Genomic DNA, 23,087 nt, shown 5'->3' with positions numbered 1-23,087 from the left:
GGAGCTAAAAGTCCACCTTTACCTGTAAGTTTCTTTCCACTTCTAAATTCTTCTAAGATTTCATCAAAATCAAAATCTACTTCTTCATTCATTGTCAGTCCTTGATAGTATTTTATCAAACTGACACGAAATTTCTAACACTCCCTTAAGTTTGTCTCTTTTGTTACTTCCATCGCATCGCCATCATTTAGGACAACTCCATTTATGTCTGAGCTTCCCTCTATCTGAACAAAATATATTTGTCTCTTCTCTTTTATAGAAAATTCCAAAACCTTACCATCATCAAGCTCACTTACAAAAATATCTACATCTTGATAGAGCTTTATCTTTGCATCTCCATTTTGCGAAGAGACAATGTTTAAGAGTTTGTTCTCTCTTTGTTTTTTTTTATAAGCGTGAGAGCCATAGAGTATTTGAAGATTTTTCTCTGGTGGTACTATCCAGATTTGAAGTAGTCGCAGATCATCACTTGTATGTCTGTTGTGTTCTGAGTGCATAACTCCACTTCCAGCACTCATATACTGAACTTCACCGCGTTTTAGCATCTCAGAGTTCCCCATAGAGTCTTTGTGTGTTAGTTCTCCATCTACGATATAAGATACGATCTCCATATCGTGATGTGGATGCATCTCAAAGCCACTCTCTGGGTGGATAATATCATCATTTAAAACCCTTAAAACTCCAAAGTTGACATTATCATGATTTCTATACTCAGCAAAAGAGAAGTGAAAACGACTCTCAAGCCAACCTAAGTTTGAGCTACCCATATTTTCTTTTGGTAATTTTCTTAGCATTTTCTCTTATATCCTTTATCTTTTACTTCTATAACTATATCAAACTTTGCTCTATATAATTGTATCTCCGCTTTATATGAACTGCTAACTCAAATAAATCTTGAGTTTATTAAACCCTTTTCATCTTAGATAGGTCAAACTCAATAGTCTCACTTTCACAAACCACACTTACTATGCAGGCACTCTTATAGATGCTAAGAGCATTATTTATCCCCTTTAAAAGTTCAAAATACTCTTTTGTGAGCGGGTCGTAAGCTTTTAAAACTTCATCTTGTACCATAAAAAGTCGCCCTCCACCGCAGCCATCACCGATGATACCTTCGCAAATCAAGGGTGAGTTTAGATCAAAACCATGACTCATCTAAGCACTCCTCTTTAGCATCTTCTATAAACTCTTTGAACTCGCTTGAGTTTCTATCTTGTGCTTTGTACTCTTCATAAGTGAAGCCTTTAAAAAGTGCTTCATCCACGCATTTACAAAGTTTAGTATCATTTTCATCTGCACAGGTTGAAATCAACTCTTGTTTTTGTCCCTCATCCCAGCCAAAATAGCTCTTATAGTAAGGATATAAAACCCATATGGCAAAACCAATAGTTAGTACAATATTCACTATATACTCTTTTTTTTTAGTCTGAGCATATCTTTTTATATCATAAGATATAAGTATCAAAAAGAGTATTTCAAGACCTATATTAAACCAGTCACTATCTAAAAAATCAAACAATTAAAACCTTTACCACTTAAAATTTGGACGCAAGATGAGTTGATGTCTATCTATCCCCTCTTCTTTTAACGCTCCTTTATACTTCTCTCCAGTATTGTAGAGATAACCTATGCTTAAGCCAAAACTTATTTTTTGACTCAAACTAAGAGGCCATTTTTTCTCTAGCATAAGTTCTGCTTCTGTGAGTTTAAGGGTGTCTGAACTTATTGCAAACATAGATGAAAATGCACTGTTATAGATAAATGACCACTCGCTTTTTTTATAGTCAATACTACTTCTTCTTGCTTCTATAAATATACTATTTGCAAAATCTGAGTTTTGATGTATTTTCGTACCTACTCGAAAACTCCAGTCTAAGTCTCTCTCATCCGTCTTTCTTGTTCCTTGTAATTTATACTCTATGTTGTACCATTTATCATAATGAGCTAAATTATCTTTGATAGAATAATCTCCAACGCGTAAAAGAAATCCCATATAGGCTCTGTTGTTTCCTATATGACTATCTTTTTTATTTTTAAAAACCATCATCCTACCCACAAAAAACGAGAAAGAGTACGGTTCCTCAAAACCCGCTGTTATAACTTTTACAGGATTAAAACTATTCGTTTTTGACCTTTCATAAGTACTTTCATGATTTTGCCTAAAATATAATCCAAACAGACTCATAGGGTGAAGTGAGACTTCAAGTACGAGGACATTTGGATTAAAAGTGTTTAAAAACATATCTTTGTATATATCTTCTTCAGCATAATTCAGTGCATCTGTGATGTTATTATCTTCATCTAAGTTTATAAACATTAAAGCTTTTGAGTAGTAAGCATCTACTTCATAATCATAACTTATTAAATCTTCGGCAAAAAGATTATTCCAGATATTAACAACAAAAAGTAGAGTTAAAAAACCTTTCACCCTACTTCTTTGTGAGAATTTTAACAGCTTCAAAACACATAGCTAAACCAAAAGATGCAGTAACGCCCATAAAACTACCTTTTTCTTTTACTTTTGCTTCCTCAGGTGAAAAAACAACTCTATATTTTTTATTAAAGCCTCTTTTTCTTAACTCATGACGGATTTTAGAACCAAACTTATCTCCATAAGTCTTCCAGATATCACTCACTTCTATCTTTGTGGGATCGAGCCTTTTTGCTCCCCCGAAAGATGAGATAAGCTTTTTATAGCACTTTTGTGCAAGGGCTAGTTTTGCTCTGACATCATCGATAGCATCTAAAACCAAATCAAATTCATCAAAATCAAACTCACTAACCCAATTCTCATCTATCTTAGCATCTATGATTTTAATGCTTGGATAGTGCTTTTTAAATGACTCTACTTTTGACTCTCCTAAGTGTAGTTCTGAGAGTAGTTGTCTGTTTTGATTGGATTCATCAAAGGTGTCAAAGTCAACTATCGTGATATCGCTTACACCACTTCTTATGAGACAATCAAGACAAAAGCCACCAACCCCACCAACTCCTAAGAGTATAATCTTTGCATCTTGAAGCTTAAAAAAATCATCCCCAAGTAGGGTCTTTACACGAGAAAATTTCAAACTCTACTCTATCCACTCTTTGAGTTTTTGCATACTTTTATATGCACTCAAATCTAGATGTATGGGAGTTATAGATATGTTTCCTGCTTTTATTGCCTCATGGTCACTCACTCCATCTGAGCCCTCTCTTGGTGAAAAACTAAGAGGATGCAAGCCCAGCCAATAGTGCTCTTCTCCACGAGGATTTCTATGAACATGTGAATCGTTTGCGTAAAACCTGTATCCAGCATAGGTTACTTGCATCTTAGCTTCACTTGTATCTGGTGGTATATTTACATTTAAAAACTCTCTATGAGGAAGTGGAAAGGAGCCATCCTTTATCTTTAAAACTAGCTCTTTTATGGTTTTTTTTGCCAAAGAAAAATCTCCCTCAGGGTTTGTAAAGTCCATCACTTGACTGATGGCGATTGAAGGAATATCGTGCAAAACTCCCTCCATGGCCCCAGCTGCTGTTCCACTATAAGTTATGTCTTCACCCATATTTGAGCCGCGATTTATCCCACTTATGAGTAAGTCTGGTTTTCTATCGACAAAAATCGTACTCAAAGATAGATAGACACAGTCACTAGGAGTTCCATCATCGAGTTTGTAAAAATCATCATCCACGCTCACAAATTTTAGAGGACGCACAAGTGTTAGTGAGTGCCCACAAGCTGATTTTTCATTTGCAGGTGCTACTACTGTTACTCTTACATCATCTATCTCTTTTAATGCTCTAATCAAACAGAGCAAACCCTTTGCCTCATAACCATCATCATTTGTTACCAAAATTCTGTATTTATTTTTCATAAGCGTATTTTATCATCTAAAAGCAAAATCTTTACAAAACATAGATTTGGATATGATTTTAAATAGACTTTTACTTTTTAGGAGATGTAGATGAAGATAGATGGTCGTTTTTGGCTTAGTAAAGATGGAGAGAGTTTTTTAGGCTCAGGTAGGATAGAACTCCTAAAAATCATAGAAAAAACTGGCTCGATGAATGCAGCTGCAAAAGAGATGAAGATGAGCTATAAAGCAGCGTGGGAGAGAGTAAATAGCATGAATGCTCTTGCCGATGAGCCACTCATCACAAGAACTACAGGGGGGCGTGGTGGAGGTGGAACCACACTTACACCTTACGCCCATCAACTCATCCAAACTTTCGAGAGACTTAAAGATGTTCATGCTAAGTTTATAGACCGTTTTGCAGAAGCTGGAGACGATGCAGATAGACTAGAGAGCATCTTAAACAGAACTTTTTTAACCACAAGTGCTAGAAATCAGCTACCCTCAAAAGTAAAAAGCATTACACAAGATGAACTAAGCACAAATCTTGAACTTGCACTCTTAGGTGGTGTCTCTTTAATCTCAAGCATCACAGCAAAATCAGCTAAAGATATGGCACTTCACATTGGCAGCGACACTTACGCCATCATAAAATCAAGCGATATAGAGATAGTAAAAATAGCGCCAAAAGCTCACAAGAGCTTAAATATTATAGAAGGAACTATAGACTCTATGGAGACTTCAGAACACTCACAAGAGATTATATTCAAGGTAAATGACTCTCTCTCTTTAGTCGCAGCCATAAGCAGAGATGCTTCAGAGTTAAGCTTAGAAATTGGCGAGAGTGCCTACGCAATTATAAACACAAAAAACATAATTATAGGTTTATAAGGACTTTAAAGTTTAATTTAAGACATTTTAGTTTAAACTTCGTTATATCTGTTTAGATATAACGTTTAATTAGAGACTTACTATTTTTATTTTCTAAGGAGAATATTTTGAATTTATTTATCGTTATGTCAAAAAAGATGCAAGGCATTTGTAACACTATAACTACACTTCAACAGAAGATACTACATACACTGGTATCTTCGCTTGAGGCGTTAGCGCTTCATATGTCTAGTGAGCCTTTTTTATTCTTTACTTATTGGTTAAAAATACATTTTTCTCATTTGATTTTCTTGTTAGGTGTCCCCCCCCACGCAAGATGATTCTTACACAAAAAAGCGTCTCACTAGATTTTATATATAGACTAAACAAACCATAATAAATAAGGACAAAACAAATATGCCAGCTACATTAAAATCTTCTTTAACACTTAAACTCTTATGAATGATGCTAAATATCTAATCATCGTAACAATCATCTTAGTACTCTTCTCAACTCTCTCACTCTTGTGGGGGCAGTTTGATATAAGCATCTCTACTTTTTTTGACTACCTAAATCACAAGCTATTCTCAAGTCCTGCTACGCAAGATTTCACTCTTATAGAGAGCATCATCTTAGATATTCGCCTTCCTCGTGTGTTGCTAGCTATTCTCATCGGTGCGGCACTTGCAACGAGTGGAGCGGTGTTTCAAGCGATGTTTGTAAATCCTCTTGTTTCTCCTGGGATTTTGGGCGTTTTAGCAGGTGCATCTTTTGGTGCGGCATGTGGAATGTTAATCTCTGAACATTGGTTTATCGTACAGATTTTAGCTTTTGTTTTTGGTTTTGTAGCAGTTGGTTTTGCTGTTTTTATTGGTTCTATGGTTACAAACTCTCGTTCAACTGTGATGCTAGTTCTTGGCGGAGTTATCAGCGCCTCACTATTTACTTCACTTCTCTCCATCATAAAGTATGTTGCAGATCCATACTCTACACTTCCAGCCATCGTTTACTGGCTAATGGGTTCACTCTCCATGGCAGAGCTAAATGAGACTCTGCTTGTCGCAATCCCCATCACGCTTAGCATCTTAGGGATGGTTTTTATGAGTAAATATTTTGATCTTATGAGCTTAGGAGATGAAGAAGCAAAGGCTCTTGGTGTAAATGTAAAACTCATCCGCATCGTAGCTATCATCCTTGCTACACTTGCAAGTTCACTGAGCGTTGTGATGGCTGGGATTATTGGCTGGGTTGGACTTATCATTCCCCATATCATCCGTATGGCTGTTGGTCCATCACATCGTTTGCTTATTCCTCTTAGTGCAGTTATTGGTGCTATATTTTTGCTAAGTGCAGATGCTATCTCAAGACTAGCCTTAAGTGTTGAGATTCCTATTGGGATCCTTACTTCACTCATAGGGATTCCTATCTTTATTATCGTTTTAAAAAATGCGAGGGCAGCATGGAACTAAAACCTATCATAGAGGTAAATGACCTGCACTTCTCATATAAAAATCACAAGGTCCTCTCTGGCATAAATTTTGAGTTAAACAGAGGTGAAGTTGTCTCACTCCTTGGCATTAACGGCTGTGGCAAAAGCACACTTATAAAACTCATCCTAAAACTCATCCATACAGATGCAGATATCAAGATAGATGCAGAGGATTTGAAAAGCTACTCACACAAAGATTTAGCTCATAAAATAGCTTACATTCCGCAATATAACAACACACCATTTAATTATCAGGTTCTTGATATGGTGCTCATGGCTAGGGTCACAAAGCTCGGTTTTTTTGCACAACCTTCAAAAAAAGATTATGAAGTGGCTATGGCAGCATTAGAGAAAATCGGTATGGAGCATCTAAAAAACAGAGCATTTGGGCAACTTAGTGGCGGACAAAAACAGATGGTACTTTTAGCTCGCTCTATCGCTCAAGAGGTAAATACTTTCATCATGGATGAACCAGTTGCTGGGCTTGACTATGGTAATCAGATAAGACTTTTAGAGCTTATAGATTCACTTGCATCTGAGGGTTATACTTTCTTAAAAACCACTCACTATCCAGACCACGCACTTCTTATGTCTAGTCGTGTTGTAGTTATGCATGAGGGCGTTATTGTGGCAGATGATGCACCAGAAGCGGTGATAACTAAAGAAATGATAGAGAAGATTTACGACATAAAAGCGGATATCGTAACTCACGGCGAGCATAAAAGATGTTTACCGATTTTTGAAAAAAGCAGACAAAAGGATTTACATGAACTTACTATATGAAGATTTGGGTTATTTTGATTTAACAACTCACGGACTTGGCATTGGCGAAAAACAGGCTACTATGAGTTTTGCTCCAAAGGGCGAAGTTATCCTTTGCGGGGTTGATGAAGTTTTAAAAGTTATGAGGGAGTTAAATATAGAGCATAAATTTCATAAAAGAGATGGCGATTGTGTCGAGGGTAAAGAGATTATACTTGAGTGTAAGGGCGATGCCGCGAGTCTGCATAAAGCGTGGAAAATCTCTCAAAATATTTTTGAATATATGAGCGGGATTGCCACATATACCAACTCACTTGTAGTAAAAGCAAGAGAGATAAACCCTAAAATAAGCGTAGCAACTACTAGAAAAAACTTCCCAGGATCTAAAGAGCTCATGCTAAAGTCTGTGATGGCGGGCGGTGGAGTTATTCATCGCATGGGACTTTATGACAGCATCTTAGTCTTTGAGCAACATCTTAACTTTTTTAATACAAAAGAGGAGCTTGAGAGTGCTTTTACTAAACTAAAGTATGAGTTTTTAGAGAAAAAAATAGCTGTAGAAGTTGAAGACTATAAAGACGCGTGTTACTTCGCATCTCTTGGTGCTGACATACTTCAATGCGAAAAGATGGAGTATGCGACTCTTAAAAAGTGCGTAACTCTAAAAGAGCACTATCCGCATCTACTACTCTCTGCTACTGGCGGAATACATGAGTCAAACATAGAAGAATTTGCAAAGTGTGGAGTTGATTTTATAGTTACTTCATCGCCCTATCACGCAAAACCACTTGATATAAAAGTTACCATCAAAGAGTCGTTATGAGCACAAGATTTATAAAACTCAAAAGTTTTTTTGGCTCTAGCATTATTGGAACACTTGGCGGACTTATAGGACTTGGTGGAGCAGAATTTAGATTACCTTTTTTAGTAGGTATTCTCAAAATTGATACGCTCCATGCCATTATCCTAAATCTCTCTATCTCTCTTGTAACAGTTTTCTTTGCACTTGTTTTTAGAGGAGTTGATGCAAATATCTTATCACACGGCTACATAGTACTTAATCTTCTCTCTGGAACACTTATCGGTGCTTATATTGGGGTTTCCTATGCAACAAAAATAGATAAAAGAACACTTCACACACTTATTTTTTATCTTTTAATTTTTTTAAGTTTAGTTCTTTTTAGCCATATTTTTATAGAGGTAAAGAGTGCCCTCATACTCCCGTTAATATTTCAAATTGTATTAGGTTTTATTCTCGGTATTGGCATCGGTATGGTTAGTTCACTCTTAGGCGTCGCAGGAGGAGAATTACTTATCCCTACTATCGTACTTTTGTATGCTACAGACATTAAAACAGCAGGAACACTAAGTCTAGCCATCTCACTTCCTACACTATTAGTGGGTCTTTATAGGTACCACAAAAACGGCAGGCTTTTAGAAGTTTTAAGCTTTAGAGATATTTTAATATGGATGTCCATTGGTTCGATTATTGGTGCTTTTATTGGTGCAATACTTTTTGGAATAATGGATGCCAAGTTCATAGAGTTTTTCTTAGCAATTATACTTTTACTCTCTGCATATAAACTGTTTAAAAAGGAGAAAAAATGAAAATAATTCTATCGATTTTTGTGCTTATTTTTACAACCGCTTATGCTAGAACTATCATAGATGACCACGGCAGGGTTGTAAAAGTGCCAGAACACATCACTAAAATCTATGCAGCATCACCACCTCTTAGTATGTCTCTTTTAGCATTTAACCCTGATTTAGTTGCAGGGCTTAACTCTCCATTTAACGAGATTCAAAAAAAGTTCGTGGGAAGTGCTTATGACAAACCTGTTGTAGGCGGTTTTATGGGACAAGGGAATATTCCAAATTTTGAGATTTTAGCTAGCGTGAAACCCGATGTTGTAATCATGTGGTCTAGGATGAGTGGGCACGAGAAGATATTGGCAAAACTTGAAAAACTAAGTATCCCTGTTTTGCTTGTAAACAACGAATCCATCTATGACCTAATAACACAGTTTGAACTCTATGCAAAACTAACGGGCGATGAGGCAAGAGCAAATGAACTTATAGCCTACACAAAAGAGAGCCTAAACTTGGTCGAGCATATGCAAGGTACATTGGCAAAACAAAAACCTATTAGCTACTACTTTGCACAAGGTATTGATGGGCAATATAGCGAATGCGAAGGCTCTTTTCACTTAGAGCCATTTAAGTACGCAGGGGCAAAAAATGCGCTTGATTGTAAAATGAGCTCTAACTATGGGATGGAGAAAATTAGCTTAGAGACTATACTCCTTAGCGATCCTGATGTCATTGTGGCGATGGAGAAGAGTTTTGTAGAGTCTATATATGACAATCCCCAATTCTCAACACTAAGGGCAGTAAAAGAGAAAAAAGTCTTTTTAGTTCCATCATCTCCTTTTAACTACATCTCAAGACCTCCATCGTTTATGAGGCTCCTTGGCATTAGATGGCTCATCGACTCTTTCTATCCAACTCTAAGAGCTAGCTCATTTCTTGATGAAAAAGAGGAGTTTTTTAAACTATTTTTTGTACAAAGGAAAAGAGATGCTAACTGAAAAACTGCTCTCCATTGTTTTTATAGGAGTTGATCCCGTTTTATGGATACTAATAGCTATGAGCCTTGTCTCTTTTGGAGTGATAGTTGAGAGACTCTTAGTCTTTGGTTCCATCAAAAAAAGCCTAAATGAGCTAAGTGTGCCAGATATAAAACTTATCCTAGAAAAACGACTTGGCATCTTAGCAACTTTCGGAAACAATGCTCCTTTTATAGGGCTATTTGGAACAGTTTTAGGTGTTATAAACGCTTTTGCAACGCTCTCAAAGGGGAGCGAATTTGGAGTAAATGCAGTAATGGGAGGCATCTCTGAAGCCCTCGTTGCAACTGCTGCTGGACTTTTTGTGGCGATTCCTAGTGTTATCGCTTATAACTACTTTGTAAGAAAGATAAGAATGACACTACTAAAGAGAGAGGCTGAAGCGTCATGAGTTGTGAGCATAACGAAATATCAGAGATAAATATGACTCCATTTGTGGACATTGTTCTTGTTATACTCGTTATTTTTATGGCTACTGCTACTTTTGTGGCACAAGGAAAGATAAATATCACACTTCCAACTTCTAGCACAGAGACCCAAAAAGATAAGCAAAAACCAATCACAATCACTATAGATAAAGATGCTAACATTTACCTAAATGACATACTCACAACAAAAGAAGATTTAGGCAAAACTCTTTTAAAAGATGTCAAAGAGGCTTCAAAAAATGGAGTGATTTTAAGAAGTGATGCAAAGGTCTCATTTGAGCATGTTGTCGATATTATAGATATCTGTAAAGCAAATGATATTAACAAGTTTTCAATTCAAACAGAGGTAAAGAGCAGATGATAGCGCCATATAAAAGAGTTATCGCAGCTGTGCTCTCTACAACACTTCTGCACGCATCTATCTTTTACACTCTAAATGAAGTAAAGCAACCTAAAGTTATAAAAAACAAAACTATAGAGATTGAACTTATGCAAGAAGTAAAAGAAGAAAAAAAAGAGATTGTAAAAGAGAAAAAGGTAGAAAAGCCTAAACCTATTGTAAAACCTAAACCAGTTATAAAGCCAAAACCAGTTATAAAGCCAAAACCAGTCATTAAACCAAAGCCTAAACCAACTGTGAAGCCTAAGCCAATCATCAAATCAGAACCAAAACCCAAACCAATTGCTAAAACCCAACCAAAACCTATAGAAAAAAAAGAAGAGATAGTAGAAGAAGTAACACAAAAAGAAGAACCAAAAGAGATAACAGAGCCCACTAAACCCTCGCAAGAGGCTACACTAAGTGAGGATGCCGAGGACTCAACTATGAGTGCTGATGAGCTAGAGATATATCTCTATAAAGTAAGAGTCAAAATAGAGCAAAACCTAAGATATCCACCACTAGCAAGAAGATTAAAAATACAAGGAGAGAGCGTAGTAAAATTTAATATTTTAGAAGATGGAAGTGTTGAGGGCTCAACTATATCCACACACACATCGAGTGGCAACAGCTCACTTGACAGACAGGCGATAAACACCATAGTCCAAGTATCTCCCTTTCTTGCTCCGCCAAAAGGGAAGATATCAATAATAGTGCCAGTGGCATTTAATCTAAAATAAAGGAAAAAAAGATGAGTGAGTTTTTAAACAAGCAAGATGAGAGCCAAATTATAGAAAAGATAGTGAACTTTCATAGGTCATTTGATGAGATGAATGATACTCAAAAAGATGAGTGGCTAGTCGAGATGAAAGAGATAAAGATAGAGCATTTCTTCAAAGCAAATCAGAGAGTTTTTGATGAAGATGGTCCAAGAGAGAGAAGCATCCCTAGAAGAGATTTCTTTTTGGATGTTATAAAAAACAGAGTAAAGTCAGATCCACTTAGCCAGCCAGAAGGCCATCCAGTCACAAACTACTTAAAAGAAAATGTAGTCATTAGAGAGTTGTGCGACAAAGTAAAAGCTGCGTTTGATGCGCAAAATCTTAAAAGCTACGATGAGAGTTTAAGACTTTTGCATGAACTTTCTAAGATTCACACACACTATCTAAGAAAAGAGGATCAACTCTTTCCATACTTAGAAAAACATGACTTTACTTACCCGAGTACTGGCATGTGGAAGTTTCATGATGAGATAAGAGATAACCTAAAAATAGTTATAAAAGCTGTTGAAGAGAAAAGAGTAAACGAAGAGATATCAGCACTTCTAGGCGATGTTGTAAAAGATATCTATGATATGACAACTAGAGAAGAGAAGATGCTACTTCCTACATCTGTAAAACTGCTCTCTCATGATGAGTGGAAAAAAATGAGCCTTGAAGAGAAAGAGATAGGTTATGTCTTCATACAAAACCCTCCACTATGGCCAACAAATGAGAGTAAAAAACCAGATATGGCATCATCACTTAGTTCAATATTTCTCAAAGAAGGTTATCTCTCACAAGAGCAACTAAACCTCTTTTTTAGCCACCTGCCTTTTGATGTAACTTTTGTAGATGAGAATGATAGAGTGGCATTTTTCAACCAAGGCAGCGAGAGGACTTTTTTAAGAAGTCCAGGGATAATTGGAAGAGAAGTAAAGTTTTGTCACCCTCCAAAGAGCGTTGATACAGTTTTAGTTATCTTAGAAGCTTTTAAAAATGGAAGTAAAGATAGTGCTGAGTTTTGGATAAATTTTGGCGGTAAATTGATTCATATCAGATACTTTGCTCTTAGAGATGAAGATAAAAACTACAAAGGTGTAATCGAACTTACGCAAGATATTACAGATATACAAAAGATAGAGGGCGAGAGACGCCTTTTAGATTGGGCATAATATATTTATTTATATATCGTTATGTATAAGAAGACATAACACTAAAAGGGGGTAAAAGAATGGTTAAAGTTAAAAGTATGGAAAATAAAGAGCACAAAGGCGGATCAAACCCTCAAAGTTTTGACCGCATCGTGCGTGAAGTGTTTGCACCCATCTATCCTGTAATTGCACAGCAGATAAAAGAAAAAACTGGAGTTACATCTGGTAGATGCTTTGATGCTGGATGCGGTACTGGAGCTCTTGGACGAGCAATGGCTAGTATTACCGACTTACATATCACTTTTTTCGACCAATCGCCTGAGATGCTCTTGCTCGCTAGAGACTATGCAAAGGGTGAAAATATTTTAGATAAAAGTGATTTTTTAAACGGCGATATCCATAACATAGATATAAAAAATGAGAGCATGGACATAGTCATAAGCCGCGGCTCTTCGCCGTTCTGGGATGATTGGAAGAAGGCTTATAGTGAAATACTAAGAATCTTAAAAGTCGGCGGACACGCTTACATAGGCGGAGGATTTGGCACAAAAGAGCTAAGAGATCAAATAACCGCTCACATGAGCAAAGAGAAACCAGACTGGAGAGACTCCTTTAAAGAGCGAGTAAAGACAGAGCGAGAAGCTTTGCCACAAATACTAAACTCACTAAACCCATCACAACACACCATCATAGATGATGAGAGTGGTTGGTGGGTTTTTATAACGAAGTAAATAAGAAGATGAAAAATGAAATTTAAAATAAAACTAAGTCTTTGCCTTGTTGCAATTTTAGCTGCAAGCAGTTCCTTTGCACAAAGCAATTATAAGCTAGAAAAAGTTAGTGTAAGCGAAAATGAAAACCCTAGAACACTCTCCCAAAATGAGGCTTTTAGTGCACCTGAGACTTCAAAACTTGCCATTGACAAGCTAAGTGAAGAGGAGATAAAGATAGCCAATCCTAAAAATATATTTGAAGCTATCAACCAAACAGCAGGGGCAAATGTTCAATTCCAAGGGCGAAAAAACTCTGCAATCATAACATTTCGTGGAAGCTCAAATATCTATAGCGCAGCGGCATTTGGAGTGATTTTAGATGGTGCCCTACTCTCGCCGATGTCCTCTTTGAGAATCCTTGAATCTCTAAGCGTTGATGTTGTAGAGTCTATCGAGGTTATAAGAGATGCTAGTGCATTAACACTCGGACCTATTGCCGGTTTTGGAACTCCAAACGGTGCTCCTACTTTAGGTTTTATCGTGATAAAAACAAAACTCCCACAAGACAACGGTGGAGTTGCAAAATTTTCATACGAGAGTTTTGATACAAAGAAAGTAGATTTAAGCTATGGGGGCATTCATGATAAGATCTTTTATTTAGCAAGTGTCAACGGATTATCTACCAATGGGAAAAAAGACTACAACACCGCTGAAGATAGAGGCTCTATATTTTTAAAAAGTGGTTATGTCGGTGATGAGTTTACGGCTACTATCAGTACATACTATTCTAATTCAGAAAAAGAGACACAAAGAGCAACAAATGATATGAGCATGGTTGGTGCTTCTCGTTGGAGATATGAACCTATAGAGAATGAATTTGTCTCAGCTATCTTTGAAAAAGATTTCGGTGCCAACAACAGAACAACCCTGCAACTCTCTCACTCCAAAACTCTTTGGAGCCAAGATTATGATAGAACAAATCCATCCCAAGCGCCAGGTTTATATTTCAAAGGAACACAAAGCACAGACTCAATCGACTTAAGACATGCAATAAAACTAGACAATACAATAGTAAAAGTTGGTACTCAAGCGATGTATTATGATGCGCCAAACGGAGAACTGTTTTATGAAGGATATCAAAGAAAAGAGCAGATTTACGGTGCTTTTTTACATGCTTCTCACGCCTTTATGGATAATAAACTAATAGTTGATGAGTCACTAAGAGTTGATAAAAAACACACTGATTCATCTGTTGAGAGATATGATCCAAACTCTGTCTTGGCAGATAATGTTACAAAACTCAACAATCAAAAACTCTCTATTATAGAAGATAAGTGGGCGAAAGCTTCTATAGCTTTTTCATTTGGAGCTCTTTATAAATTTAGCAACTCTTTAGAAGCTAGTGCAAGATTTGCATATCTAACATCAGGAACTACTGATGATGCCATGAGCGCAGATGGGTCTGCTATGAAAGATGAAAAAAATTATAGATATGAGCTAGGAGTAAAAAAAGTAGTAAATCAATACTTTAATCCTACGCTAAATCTCTTCTTATATGACAATAAAAACATAAAATCGCCTCTTTATTTTGGAACAAACAATGATCCATATATAGTATTTAATCAGATAGATCAAAAAAGATATGGTGGGGAATTTGGTTTTGATGGTAAAGTAGACTCCTTTTACTACTCATTTAGCTACGCTCATGCAACGGCTGATGCAAAGAAAAACGAGATACCAAAACACAATATCTCTGCGCTTATGCAGAAAAAAATCGGGAACTATGCTCTAAATTTTTCTGGTAAATATCTAAGCACTTATGAGTCTAACTTTTTTACGATTGACAAAAAGTATCATGATGTAGGGGATTTTATCTCTATAAATATCTCTTTGGACTACAACCACAAACTATTTCAAAACGATGCCAAATTATCACTCTACAGCAGAAACCTTCTTGATGAAAACTACATGACCATCTTCGGATTTGAAGATCAAGGAAGAGTAATAGGCACATCTTATGAGTTTAAGTTTTAAAGATTTTTAGTAAAGATATAAAACTAAAAATATAAGGAAAAAAAAAAGATGAAAAAAAGTTTTATAGCCCTCTCAGTGGTTGCATCTTTAGCACTTGCTGATGGTAGTTACACTTTGGGTAAAGTAAGTGTTGCAAGCTCTATAGAGGATGTAAATGTTATAGAGCAAACTATAACTTCACAAACTATAGAGCAAAACAATGAGCAAACTGTGTCCGAGTCACTTGATAATGTGAGTGGGATTAGCATGAGTAAGATGGGTGCAAGAGGAGAGACGACACTAAGCATCCGTGGTTTTGATGCGAAGAGAATCGGTGTTTTTATAGATGGTATCCCTGTCTATGTGCCTTATGATGGAAACTTTGATTATGATAGATTTCTCACAAATGACATTGCACAGATAGATATCTCTAAAGGTTACTCATCTGTAGCTTATGGTGCAAATACTATGGGTGGTGTGATAAATATCATCTCTAAAAAACCTACAAAAGAACTAGAGGGAAACATAAAGGGCGAGATTATCTTAGATAGCGATGCGCAGATGTCAAGGCATGTTGAGAGTATAAATGTAGGTTCAAGAGTGGGTAGTTTTTACGCTCAACTTAGTGGTTCTTACAACAAGAGAGACCACTTTAGAATGAGTGATGATTACAGACCAACCTTAGGCTCAGTCCAACCAAAAGGCGATAGACTTAGATCTGAGTCAACCGATAAAAAGATAAGCCTAAAAGCGGGTTTCATCGCAGATGATGCGAGTGAGATAGCCATCACTTACGCAAATCAGCAGGGCGTAAAAGAGCAACCAACTAGTGTAGATAGCACACGGTCGAGTGTTCGTTATTGGGATTGGCCATATTGGGATAAAGAGACTTTCTCTATTTCAGGACAAAAAAACTTTGGCAACAGTTATATAAAAGCCCTAGCTTACTATGACACTATAAAAAACTCAATCCACTCTTATGACAATATAGAGCACTCATCTATGAACTTTGGTAAGTCATGGAAGAGTCGTTATGATGATTATAGTTATGGAGAAAGGCTTGAGTATGGGCTGCAAACCGATAGCAACTTCTTAAAACTAGCTCTAAACTACAAAAAAGATGTGCATCGTGCTTATGATATAGACAAGGTTACAGGAAGTGAAACACTAGATGAAGACTATGAAGACAACACCATCTCACTTGGTGTAGAAGATGAGTATAGCATCACAGAGTCTTTTAAAATATTAGCAGGACTAAGTTATGATAGGCGAGAGAGCGACAAACTTTATGATACAAACAGTGCCTATACAAACATGATGAAACTAACAACTCAAGATGCTTTTACTCCTCAAGTGGCTTTAGTTTACGCGCTAGATGTGAGCTCAAAACTAAGAGCTAGTGCTGCACAAAAAACATATTTGCCGAGTATGAAAGATAGATATTCAAGACGCATGGGAACCTCGGTTCCAAATGTTGACTTAGACAAAGAGATAGCAAATCACTTTGAGCTTAGTTATAATTACACTACTAAAAATATCACTGCTGGAGCAAATCTTTACTACTCTAAAATTAATGACGCGGTGCAGAGTGTAATATATGCTCCAGACCCAACAAAAGAGCAAAATCAAAATGTTGGAGATTTTGAGCATAAAGGGCTTGAGCTAGAAGCAACTTACATGAACGACTCTACAAAAGTTGGTGCAAATTATGCTTTTGTAGATGTTAAGAACAAAAACGATAGCGATGTAAAAAGAACAGGTGTCCCTGAAAATCAATTTTTTGCTTATGTAGAGCAAAAAATAGGAGCAGGATTCTCTATATATGCAAATATGAAATTTAGAGATGACGAGTATCAACAAATCGCAAATAGAGACTATGTAAAAATGTCTAGCATAACAACTTTTGACGCCAAAGTAATATACAACTACGCTAAAACTATTCAAGCTGAGATAGGTATAAAAAACCTTACAGATGAACTTATAGAGTACGATCCTGGTTTTGTAGAAGCTGGTCGTGAATATTTTGCAGCACTAAATTATAAATTTTAAGGAATAAGATGTTTTTAGAACCAATTGACTTTGCAAAGATGTACAAAGAGCATAAACAAAAGAGTGTTTTTAAGCGTAAAAGTAGTGATGAGTGGGACAAAAAGTCAAAAGAGATGGCTCCACGGATGCAAAAATCTCACTATGTTGAGGATTTTATCTCTAAGATGGAGATTGACAAAGATGATGTGGTGCTTGATGTGGGCTGTGGACCAGGAACACTTGCTATTCCGCTTGCTAAAAAAGTAAAACGAGTTATAGCTATAGATTTTTCTCGCAAGATGCTTGATGAGTTAGAATCATTTGCAGAGGCTGAAGGTATTACAAACATCACAACTTATCATATGGGTTGGGATGATGACTGGAGTGAGATAGAAGCCGTAGATATTGTCGTAGCATCTAGAAGCATTGAAGTCTTAGATATAGAGGCGGCACTTTTAAAAATCTCTAATCTTGCTAGAAAGGCTTGTTATGTCAGCTATATGGCAGGTGGGAGCTTTGTAGATATGAAAATCTTAGACTACATTGACAAAACAATAGTTACAAAGCCTGACTTTTGGTACTTGCCCATCATACTCTACAAAGAGGGATATCTGCCAAAAGTGGACTATATCCCAACAAGCAGTGGAAGTGTTAGATATACAGACGAGGATGAGTTTGTAAAGTCTCTCATTTGGAGCTTAGGCTCTTTAAATGAAGTACAACAACAAAAAGCAAGAGAGTATTATGAGCTATACATAAAAGATGCCCCTGGGGCACCAAAGGATAGCGTTTGGGCGTTTGTGTCATGGAACTGTGACATTAAGCGAGGCTAAAGCCTCACTTCCAAAAAGCCCTGCAAATAGACCTAAAACTTTGCTCCCTTTGGTCGATTTATAGTCTATAAAATCATGGAGGATATTATGAACACTTCTTATGGGATGGATGCTTATAGAGCACATGACCTCAATATCGCAATGAGAACTTCTAGTGGAGACGTCATAAAGATGGACTTTGCAAACCATCAGTCAGCATCTATGAGTCATAAGCAAAATCAAAACGGCTCACAAACATCTATGAGTTTTTCATCGATGCAGTCATTTAAGTTTTCAGTAGAGAGCAATGGCATAGATGCACAAGATCAAAAAGAGATAGACGCTTTTATGAAAGTAGCACAACCTTATATTGACTCATTTTTAAAAGAGCTTGAAGATGCGGCTCCTAAGTCTCCTGTCTCTCAATTAGCTAACAAGATAGCTAGTATATTTGAACCTAGTCTTGAGAGAGATGAAAATAGTAAAAATCATATTAAGACAAATATTGTAGAGATGTTTGACAAATCTATGAGAGAGTTAAAAATTCCAGAAAAGTCAAAGCAATCAGATGCGACTGAATTTATGGAAAATATTTTTGAGCAGACTCAAAAACTACTAGAAAAAACACTTCAAGAGTTTGATCAGTTTAACAAAAACATATACGCATAAACTTTAAGGATAGGTGATTTTTGGTATAAAAATTGCTTATCTTTTTATATGAAAACACTACTTCTAATCTTTTTTTTATCTTTAAATATATTTGCGTCTGCTATAGAGTTAAACTATCAAGAGTTAAACAGACATGTAGATAGGATTTCGCCAAATCTCTCAGCTGAGCAAAAGGTCTCCTTATACTTTCTTTTACTCTCAACCCATGAAAATATAACAACCTCACTATCACTAGATGAGACAAGAAGTTCTCTGCTTGATGGTCTTGAGAGTCGCACACTAAAAACACTCTCAGAGCTCCACGAAGAGAACCAAAACATAGATGCATCTCAGATAAGAGAGATGAGAGAACTCTATGTTGAGATGGTGCGAGATGCTAAAGAGCTTATAAAAAACAGAGAAACAAAAGAAAACATTGTTTATAAAGATAGAGTTGTTTATGAAGATAAAATTATCTATAAAGACAAAGTTATAGAAAAAACTTCTATGCTTTTTAGTGGCATCTTTGGACTTCTTGGGCTGCTTTTAGGTCTAGCTATAGGCTTTCTTATCTTTAAAGCAGAAAGAAAAAAAGAGACTCTTCTGGCTAAAGAGCGAGATGATATATCTGATGAAAAACTAAGTGAGAGTCATGCTGAGATACAAAAGTTAAAAGAGTTAAATGAGATGCTAAACAAAGAAGTAAATTCTTTGAGTGCAACCGCACCAAAAATTTCAGAGCTTGAGAATAAAAACTCTACCCTCCAAAAAGAGCAAGAGCAGATGCAAGAGTCTCAAAAGCTTTTAGAGAGTGAGTTAAACAAAAAGATACAAAAGCTTAATGAGCAAAAAGAGAGTCTCATAAAAGAGTCACTTGAACTACAAAAATCTCAAGATGAAAAAGAGATCGTCTCAGCAGAATTTGACAACAAAGTAGAAGCTCTTCAAGAGCAGTCAAAAGATATCTTTAGCATCTTAAACACTATCTCAGATATTGCTGAGCAAACAAATCTTTTAGCTCTAAACGCTGCCATCGAAGCAGCAAGAGCAGGAGAACACGGGCGAGGTTTTGCAGTAGTTGCCGATGAAGTTAGAAAACTCTCTGAGAGAACTCAAAAAACACTCCAAGAAGCAAGAGTAAATATCTCCAGTGTTGTTGATGCTCTCTCTAGTTTAAAAACTTAGATTTTGATAATCTTTGTCAAGCAGTCTTCCTGCTACCTTCGGAGGCTTAGCTACTGTTACACCTTCTAGTAAAACCGAAGCATCTTTTGAAGCATTTGGCAGATATAGTGGACATACTTCAACTTTAGCACCAAGCTTTATTAGCATCTGTAGGTTTTGTTGTGGAGAAGATTCTGTGCCATCTGGTCTCTTTACAGGCGTGCTTTTTACATTTTTATCTGCTAAGTCTCCAGCTGCTCCACATAAAACTATGCTAACTTCTTTGTTATGCTGTTTGATGCTCATCATAGATAAAACCATAGCCATAGCTTGAGTTTGTGTATCTGCTGAGTTTATCAAAACATTTAGACCTTTTGCTTGCTCTGCGCTCAACACACTTGGTAAAACTAAGATAGCACTCAAAGCTACTTTTGTAATTAATTTTTTCATTTTTTTCCTTAAAGTTTAAATTTACAGAGATTATACAGAAGAATAACATTGTATTTACTTAATAAATAAATCACTTCATATTATAATACTAACTCTAATTGAATCTTTTAAAGAGTTAAAATTGAATTAAGTGTTCTGATTAATCTATAAACTAGATTCCGTGTCAAGCACGGAATGACGGCGTGTCTGTCATCCTGAACTTGATTCAGGATCCAACTTAATAATTGTTCAGAGCATTTAATTCAAAACCTAGTTTAATAAAGGGCTTAATTTCTTTGTAAATGATGCCTCTAAGACTTTGTTTTCTAGTAACTCTCAAACAAGCTTTGAATCTTACTAACATCGTGAGTTAAAGTGTGAAGCGGCTTAGCATCTTTGCCTCTTATAGCATCTTCAAATGGAATTCTGCTATTTTTATTTTTGTAAAGTATACCTATGGGCATAGGAATAGTCTCATAAGACTTTTTTACAGCTTGCTCAAAATCACTCGCATCATAAGAGTCATCTAAGATATAACTATTTTCGCTAAACCAATCATAGGTGTTTATCTTATTAAATGTGACACAAGGCTGCAAAATATCAACAAGTGCGTAACCCCTATGTAAAAATGCCTCTTTTAAAACCTCTTTTGCATGTTTTATATTGCCAATATTTACGCGTGCTACAAATCCTGCTTTTAAAGACAAGGCGACTGCTAAAGGATTAAATGGCTCATTTATAACTCCCCCAACTTGCACGCCAGTTACAAAGCCCTTTTGGCTCGTAGGTGAAGCTTGGCCTTTTGTTAGGCCATAGACCATGTTATTGTGAACGATATTTACTATATTTACATCTCTTCTTATGGTATGGATAAAGTGATTGCCACCCTCTCCGTACATGTCGCCATCTCCGCCCTGGGCGATTACATGGAGGTTTTCATTACTTAGTTTTATGCCAGTTGCAACAGGGAGTGCTCTACCGTGGAGAACCCCAAACATATTTGTATCGACATAGTAAGGAGTCTTTGCCGCCTGCCCTATTCCAGATACTATTACACAGTCCTTCTTCTGCACTTTTAATTCTTCTAAAACCTCTTTTACAAGCTTTAAAATACCAAAGTTACCACAACCCGGACACCACGCAACATCCACATCTTTTCTATCAAATAGATGGCTCATAATATCTCCTTAATTGACTCTTCAATCATTACGCTTAGTTGATCTGTAAAGAAATTAAAACCGTTAGATTGTAAGATTTGCTTGTAAATTTTCACATCATGAAGCTTTAACTGATTTGCAAAGGCACCATCAGCATTGTTCTCTACTACAATGATGTGAGAGAATTTTTCAAGAACGCTCAACTGCTCCTTTGAGAGCGGATAAACCCACGCAAAATGCACTTGTGCTAGATGAGGATTGCCTAGGTTTTGTAAGACTTCAAAGATAGCACCTTTGGTTGAACCCCAACCAAGAATTGCGATATCTCCATCTCCTAGAACCTCAGGTGCAACTATCTCTTTTAGTAGCTCTTCATTTTTTCTAGCTCTTTTTGCAACCATCTGCTCTCGCATCTTGTAGTCTTCTGTAATCTGGCCTCTCTCATCATGCTCATCACCTACAGAGCATATCAGTCCATCTCCAAACCCTGGGATTCCTCTTGGGCTTATGCCATCATCTGTATCTCTATATCGTTCATAATTTTCATCTGTCTTTACGATATATCTGCGCTCTTCGTAAGATGCAAAATCTACATCTTCTATCATGGAGATAGTATCTGCTAAGTATTGGTCACTTAGAAAAATAACAGGAGTCTGATAGCGATCTGCTAACTCAAATGCAAGATAACCATAGTCTATACACTCTCTTAAACATCCTGGTGCTAAAACCACGCGAGGAAATGGTCCATGCCCCGAATAAATAGCCATATTTAAATCGCCCTGCTCACTCCTTGTAGGAAGTCCCGTTGCAGGCCCTGGTCTTTGAGCTAGATATATCACAGCAGGAGTCTCTGTCATGCCAGATAGACTCAAGGCCTCGCCCATCAGAGCAAAACCACCACCAGATGTTGTGGTCATTGCTCTAGCACCTGCGTACCAACCGCCAAGCACCATATGCAGAGATGCTATCTCATCTTCAGTCTGCTCCACAGCTATATCAAGATGCTTTGTCATAGAAGCCATAAAGTTTAGCACTCCAGTTGATGGAGACATCGGATAGGCAGTTAGCATATTGCATCCGCCTGCTAAAAAGCCAAATCCACATGCCGTAGTTCCATCCATCTGGTGGATTTTTTTCACACTCTCTGTATCAACTTCTGGCAACTCAAAATTGACTTTATCTTCTAGTTTAGCGCCCTCTTTATAACCAAGCTGTGCAACCTCTTTGTTTACTTCATCATCTTTAAAATGTTCTGCAATACTCTCTAACAAAAAGTCTCTATCAATACTAAGTGCTCCAAAGAGCATACCTGCTATATAGGTATTTGCATACTTTGCACTACCAAACTTTTTTGCACTCTCTTTCATGGCAACTAAGATAGTGTCATCTGTACCAAATGCCTCATCTGCAAAAATCATAGTATCTTTATGGCATCTACCCTGCATATGCTCTAAAGCGAGTGCATCTAAAGCTATGGATATATCAACTTCCCAACATGGCGCTTCAACTAGAGCATCTGAGATTCTAATTAGTGTAGTATTACTCCCACCTCGCACCCTAGACATAAACTCCTTTGTTGAGTAGACATAAAAGCCGCTCTTTTTAAATGCACTATTGAGGATACTCTCAAGCGTGGCAATACCCATTCCTGCCGCACCACCTATTAAGATAGAGATGCTTTTAGAAGCATCTTTGTTATCAAATCCTGATTTTGCATGTTTAGGCACAGAGTCCTTTGCACCATTTTGACCATTGTACTTCTTAAGTTCGTCTATTGTCATCTCAATATCCTTTAACTCAGTAAATTCTTATATGACCAT

Annotated in this window: 26 protein-coding genes; 17 read left to right on the top strand and 9 right to left on the bottom strand. The window is 36.8% G+C overall.

All coding sequences use genetic code 11. The annotated features are described in order from the left end of the window. Positions 1–134: 134 nt before the first annotated feature. The 6 genes from M947_RS17035 to surE form a co-directional block, all read right to left on the bottom strand. Positions 135–794, bottom strand: coding sequence for a pirin family protein (locus M947_RS17035; protein ID WP_021287286.1), 660 nt, complete (start codon positions 792–794; stop codon positions 135–137). A 109-nt stretch (positions 795–903) separates the two neighbouring features. Next, a complete protein-coding gene (locus M947_RS17030; protein ID WP_021287285.1) occupies positions 904–1,155 on the bottom strand; it encodes a hypothetical protein in 252 nt (83 codons plus the stop codon). Beyond that, a complete protein-coding gene (locus M947_RS17025; RefSeq protein WP_021287284.1) occupies positions 1,139–1,519 on the bottom strand; it encodes a hypothetical protein in 381 nt (126 codons plus the stop codon). The genes M947_RS17030 and M947_RS17025 overlap by 17 nt, the downstream gene beginning before the upstream one ends. 9 nt (positions 1,520–1,528) lie before the next feature. Next, complete coding sequence (locus tag M947_RS17020; protein WP_021287283.1) at positions 1,529–2,428, bottom strand: hypothetical protein; 900 nt, start codon at positions 2,426–2,428, stop codon at positions 1,529–1,531. 1 nt (position 2,429) lies between these two features. Continuing rightward, entirely contained in the window at positions 2,430–3,068 is a 639-nt protein-coding gene (locus tag M947_RS17015) for a ThiF family adenylyltransferase (RefSeq protein ID WP_021287282.1), read from the bottom strand. Positions 3,069–3,071: 3 nt separating this feature from the next. Beyond that, the gene (surE, locus tag M947_RS17010) at positions 3,072–3,857 is read right to left on the bottom strand and encodes a 5'/3'-nucleotidase SurE (protein WP_021287281.1); all 786 of its coding nucleotides are present in this window, start codon (positions 3,855–3,857) and stop codon (positions 3,072–3,074) included. Between the two features lie 90 nt (positions 3,858–3,947). On the opposite strand from surE, the gene M947_RS17005 reads away from it, so the two are divergent. The 17 genes from M947_RS17005 (at position 3,948) to M947_RS23760 (ending at position 19,702) form a co-directional block, all read left to right on the top strand. Next, complete coding sequence (locus tag M947_RS17005; RefSeq protein ID WP_021287280.1) at positions 3,948–4,727, top strand: TOBE domain-containing protein; 780 nt, start codon at positions 3,948–3,950, stop codon at positions 4,725–4,727. A 107-nt stretch (positions 4,728–4,834) separates the two neighbouring features. Then, the gene (locus M947_RS17000; protein ID WP_021287279.1) at positions 4,835–5,047 is read left to right on the top strand and encodes a hypothetical protein; all 213 of its coding nucleotides are present in this window, start codon (positions 4,835–4,837) and stop codon (positions 5,045–5,047) included. Positions 5,048–5,164: 117 nt separating this feature from the next. Beyond that, positions 5,165–6,175, top strand: a complete 1,011-nt coding sequence (locus M947_RS16995; RefSeq protein WP_021287278.1) for a FecCD family ABC transporter permease — start codon at positions 5,165–5,167, stop codon at positions 6,173–6,175. Then, entirely contained in the window at positions 6,166–6,978 is an 813-nt protein-coding gene (locus M947_RS16990) for an ABC transporter ATP-binding protein (RefSeq protein ID WP_021287277.1), read from the top strand. Before M947_RS16995 ends, M947_RS16990 begins: the two co-directional genes overlap by 10 nt. Continuing rightward, positions 6,962–7,780 (top strand): ModD protein, encoded by an 819-nt coding sequence (modD, locus tag M947_RS16985; RefSeq protein ID WP_021287276.1) that lies wholly within the window; start codon positions 6,962–6,964, stop codon positions 7,778–7,780. Before M947_RS16990 ends, modD begins: the two co-directional genes overlap by 17 nt. Beyond that, complete coding sequence (locus M947_RS16980) at positions 7,777–8,565, top strand: sulfite exporter TauE/SafE family protein (RefSeq protein ID WP_021287275.1); 789 nt, start codon at positions 7,777–7,779, stop codon at positions 8,563–8,565. Before modD ends, M947_RS16980 begins: the two co-directional genes overlap by 4 nt. After that, positions 8,562–9,545 carry an ABC transporter substrate-binding protein gene (locus M947_RS16975; protein ID WP_021287274.1) on the top strand — a complete coding sequence of 328 codons (984 nt, stop codon included), beginning with the start codon at positions 8,562–8,564 and terminating at the stop codon, positions 9,543–9,545. Before M947_RS16980 ends, M947_RS16975 begins: the two co-directional genes overlap by 4 nt. Continuing rightward, entirely contained in the window at positions 9,535–9,975 is a 441-nt protein-coding gene (locus M947_RS16970; protein ID WP_021287273.1) for a MotA/TolQ/ExbB proton channel family protein, read from the top strand. Before M947_RS16975 ends, M947_RS16970 begins: the two co-directional genes overlap by 11 nt. Further along, positions 9,972–10,373: an ExbD/TolR family protein gene (locus M947_RS16965; RefSeq protein ID WP_021287272.1), complete on the top strand. Its 402-nt coding sequence runs from the start codon at positions 9,972–9,974 to the stop codon at positions 10,371–10,373. The genes M947_RS16970 and M947_RS16965 overlap by 4 nt, the downstream gene beginning before the upstream one ends. Further along, on the top strand, positions 10,370–11,131 hold the full coding sequence (locus M947_RS23490; RefSeq protein ID WP_021287271.1) for an energy transducer TonB: 762 nt from the start codon (positions 10,370–10,372) through the stop codon (positions 11,129–11,131). The genes M947_RS16965 and M947_RS23490 overlap by 4 nt, the downstream gene beginning before the upstream one ends. 11 nt (positions 11,132–11,142) lie before the next feature. After that, entirely contained in the window at positions 11,143–12,324 is a 1,182-nt protein-coding gene (locus M947_RS16960; RefSeq protein WP_021287270.1) for a DUF438 domain-containing protein, read from the top strand. A gap of 59 nt (positions 12,325–12,383) precedes the next feature. Further along, on the top strand, positions 12,384–13,034 hold the full coding sequence (locus tag M947_RS16955; RefSeq protein WP_021287269.1) for a class I SAM-dependent methyltransferase: 651 nt from the start codon (positions 12,384–12,386) through the stop codon (positions 13,032–13,034). Between the two features lie 15 nt (positions 13,035–13,049). Then, positions 13,050–15,050: a TonB-dependent receptor gene (locus M947_RS16950; protein ID WP_021287268.1), complete on the top strand. Its 2,001-nt coding sequence runs from the start codon at positions 13,050–13,052 to the stop codon at positions 15,048–15,050. Positions 15,051–15,098: 48 nt separating this feature from the next. Further along, positions 15,099–17,078, top strand: a complete 1,980-nt coding sequence (locus M947_RS16945; protein ID WP_021287267.1) for a TonB-dependent receptor plug domain-containing protein — start codon at positions 15,099–15,101, stop codon at positions 17,076–17,078. Between the two features lie 8 nt (positions 17,079–17,086). Further along, positions 17,087–17,890, top strand: coding sequence for a class I SAM-dependent methyltransferase (locus M947_RS16940; protein ID WP_021287266.1), 804 nt, complete (start codon positions 17,087–17,089; stop codon positions 17,888–17,890). Between the two features lie 87 nt (positions 17,891–17,977). Further along, positions 17,978–18,538 carry a hypothetical protein gene (locus M947_RS16935; RefSeq protein ID WP_021287265.1) on the top strand — a complete coding sequence of 187 codons (561 nt, stop codon included), beginning with the start codon at positions 17,978–17,980 and terminating at the stop codon, positions 18,536–18,538. A gap of 48 nt (positions 18,539–18,586) precedes the next feature. Further along, positions 18,587–19,702, top strand: coding sequence for a methyl-accepting chemotaxis protein (locus M947_RS23760; protein WP_021287264.1), 1,116 nt, complete (start codon positions 18,587–18,589; stop codon positions 19,700–19,702). Here M947_RS23760 and M947_RS16925 read toward each other — a convergent pair. From M947_RS16925 to M947_RS16915, 3 genes are all read right to left on the bottom strand, one after another. Further along, a complete protein-coding gene (locus M947_RS16925; RefSeq protein ID WP_021287263.1) occupies positions 19,691–20,131 on the bottom strand; it encodes a DsrE family protein in 441 nt (146 codons plus the stop codon). The two genes, M947_RS23760 and M947_RS16925, sit on opposite strands and share 12 nt — an antisense overlap. Before the next feature lie 305 nt (positions 20,132–20,436). After that, positions 20,437–21,288 carry a thiamine pyrophosphate-dependent enzyme gene (locus M947_RS16920; protein WP_021287262.1) on the bottom strand — a complete coding sequence of 284 codons (852 nt, stop codon included), beginning with the start codon at positions 21,286–21,288 and terminating at the stop codon, positions 20,437–20,439. Continuing rightward, positions 21,285–23,048: a 2-oxoacid:acceptor oxidoreductase subunit alpha gene (locus M947_RS16915; protein WP_021287261.1), complete on the bottom strand. Its 1,764-nt coding sequence runs from the start codon at positions 23,046–23,048 to the stop codon at positions 21,285–21,287. The genes M947_RS16920 and M947_RS16915 overlap by 4 nt, the downstream gene beginning before the upstream one ends. Positions 23,049–23,087 lie beyond the last annotated feature (39 nt).

The sequence above is a fragment of the Sulfurimonas hongkongensis genome, assembly GCF_000445475.1.
GTDB classification, from domain to species: domain Bacteria; phylum Campylobacterota; class Campylobacteria; order Campylobacterales; family Sulfurimonadaceae; genus Sulfurimonas; species Sulfurimonas hongkongensis.
Note: the sequence above shows the minus strand (reverse complement) of the source record. Positions and strands in the feature narration are given on the sequence as shown.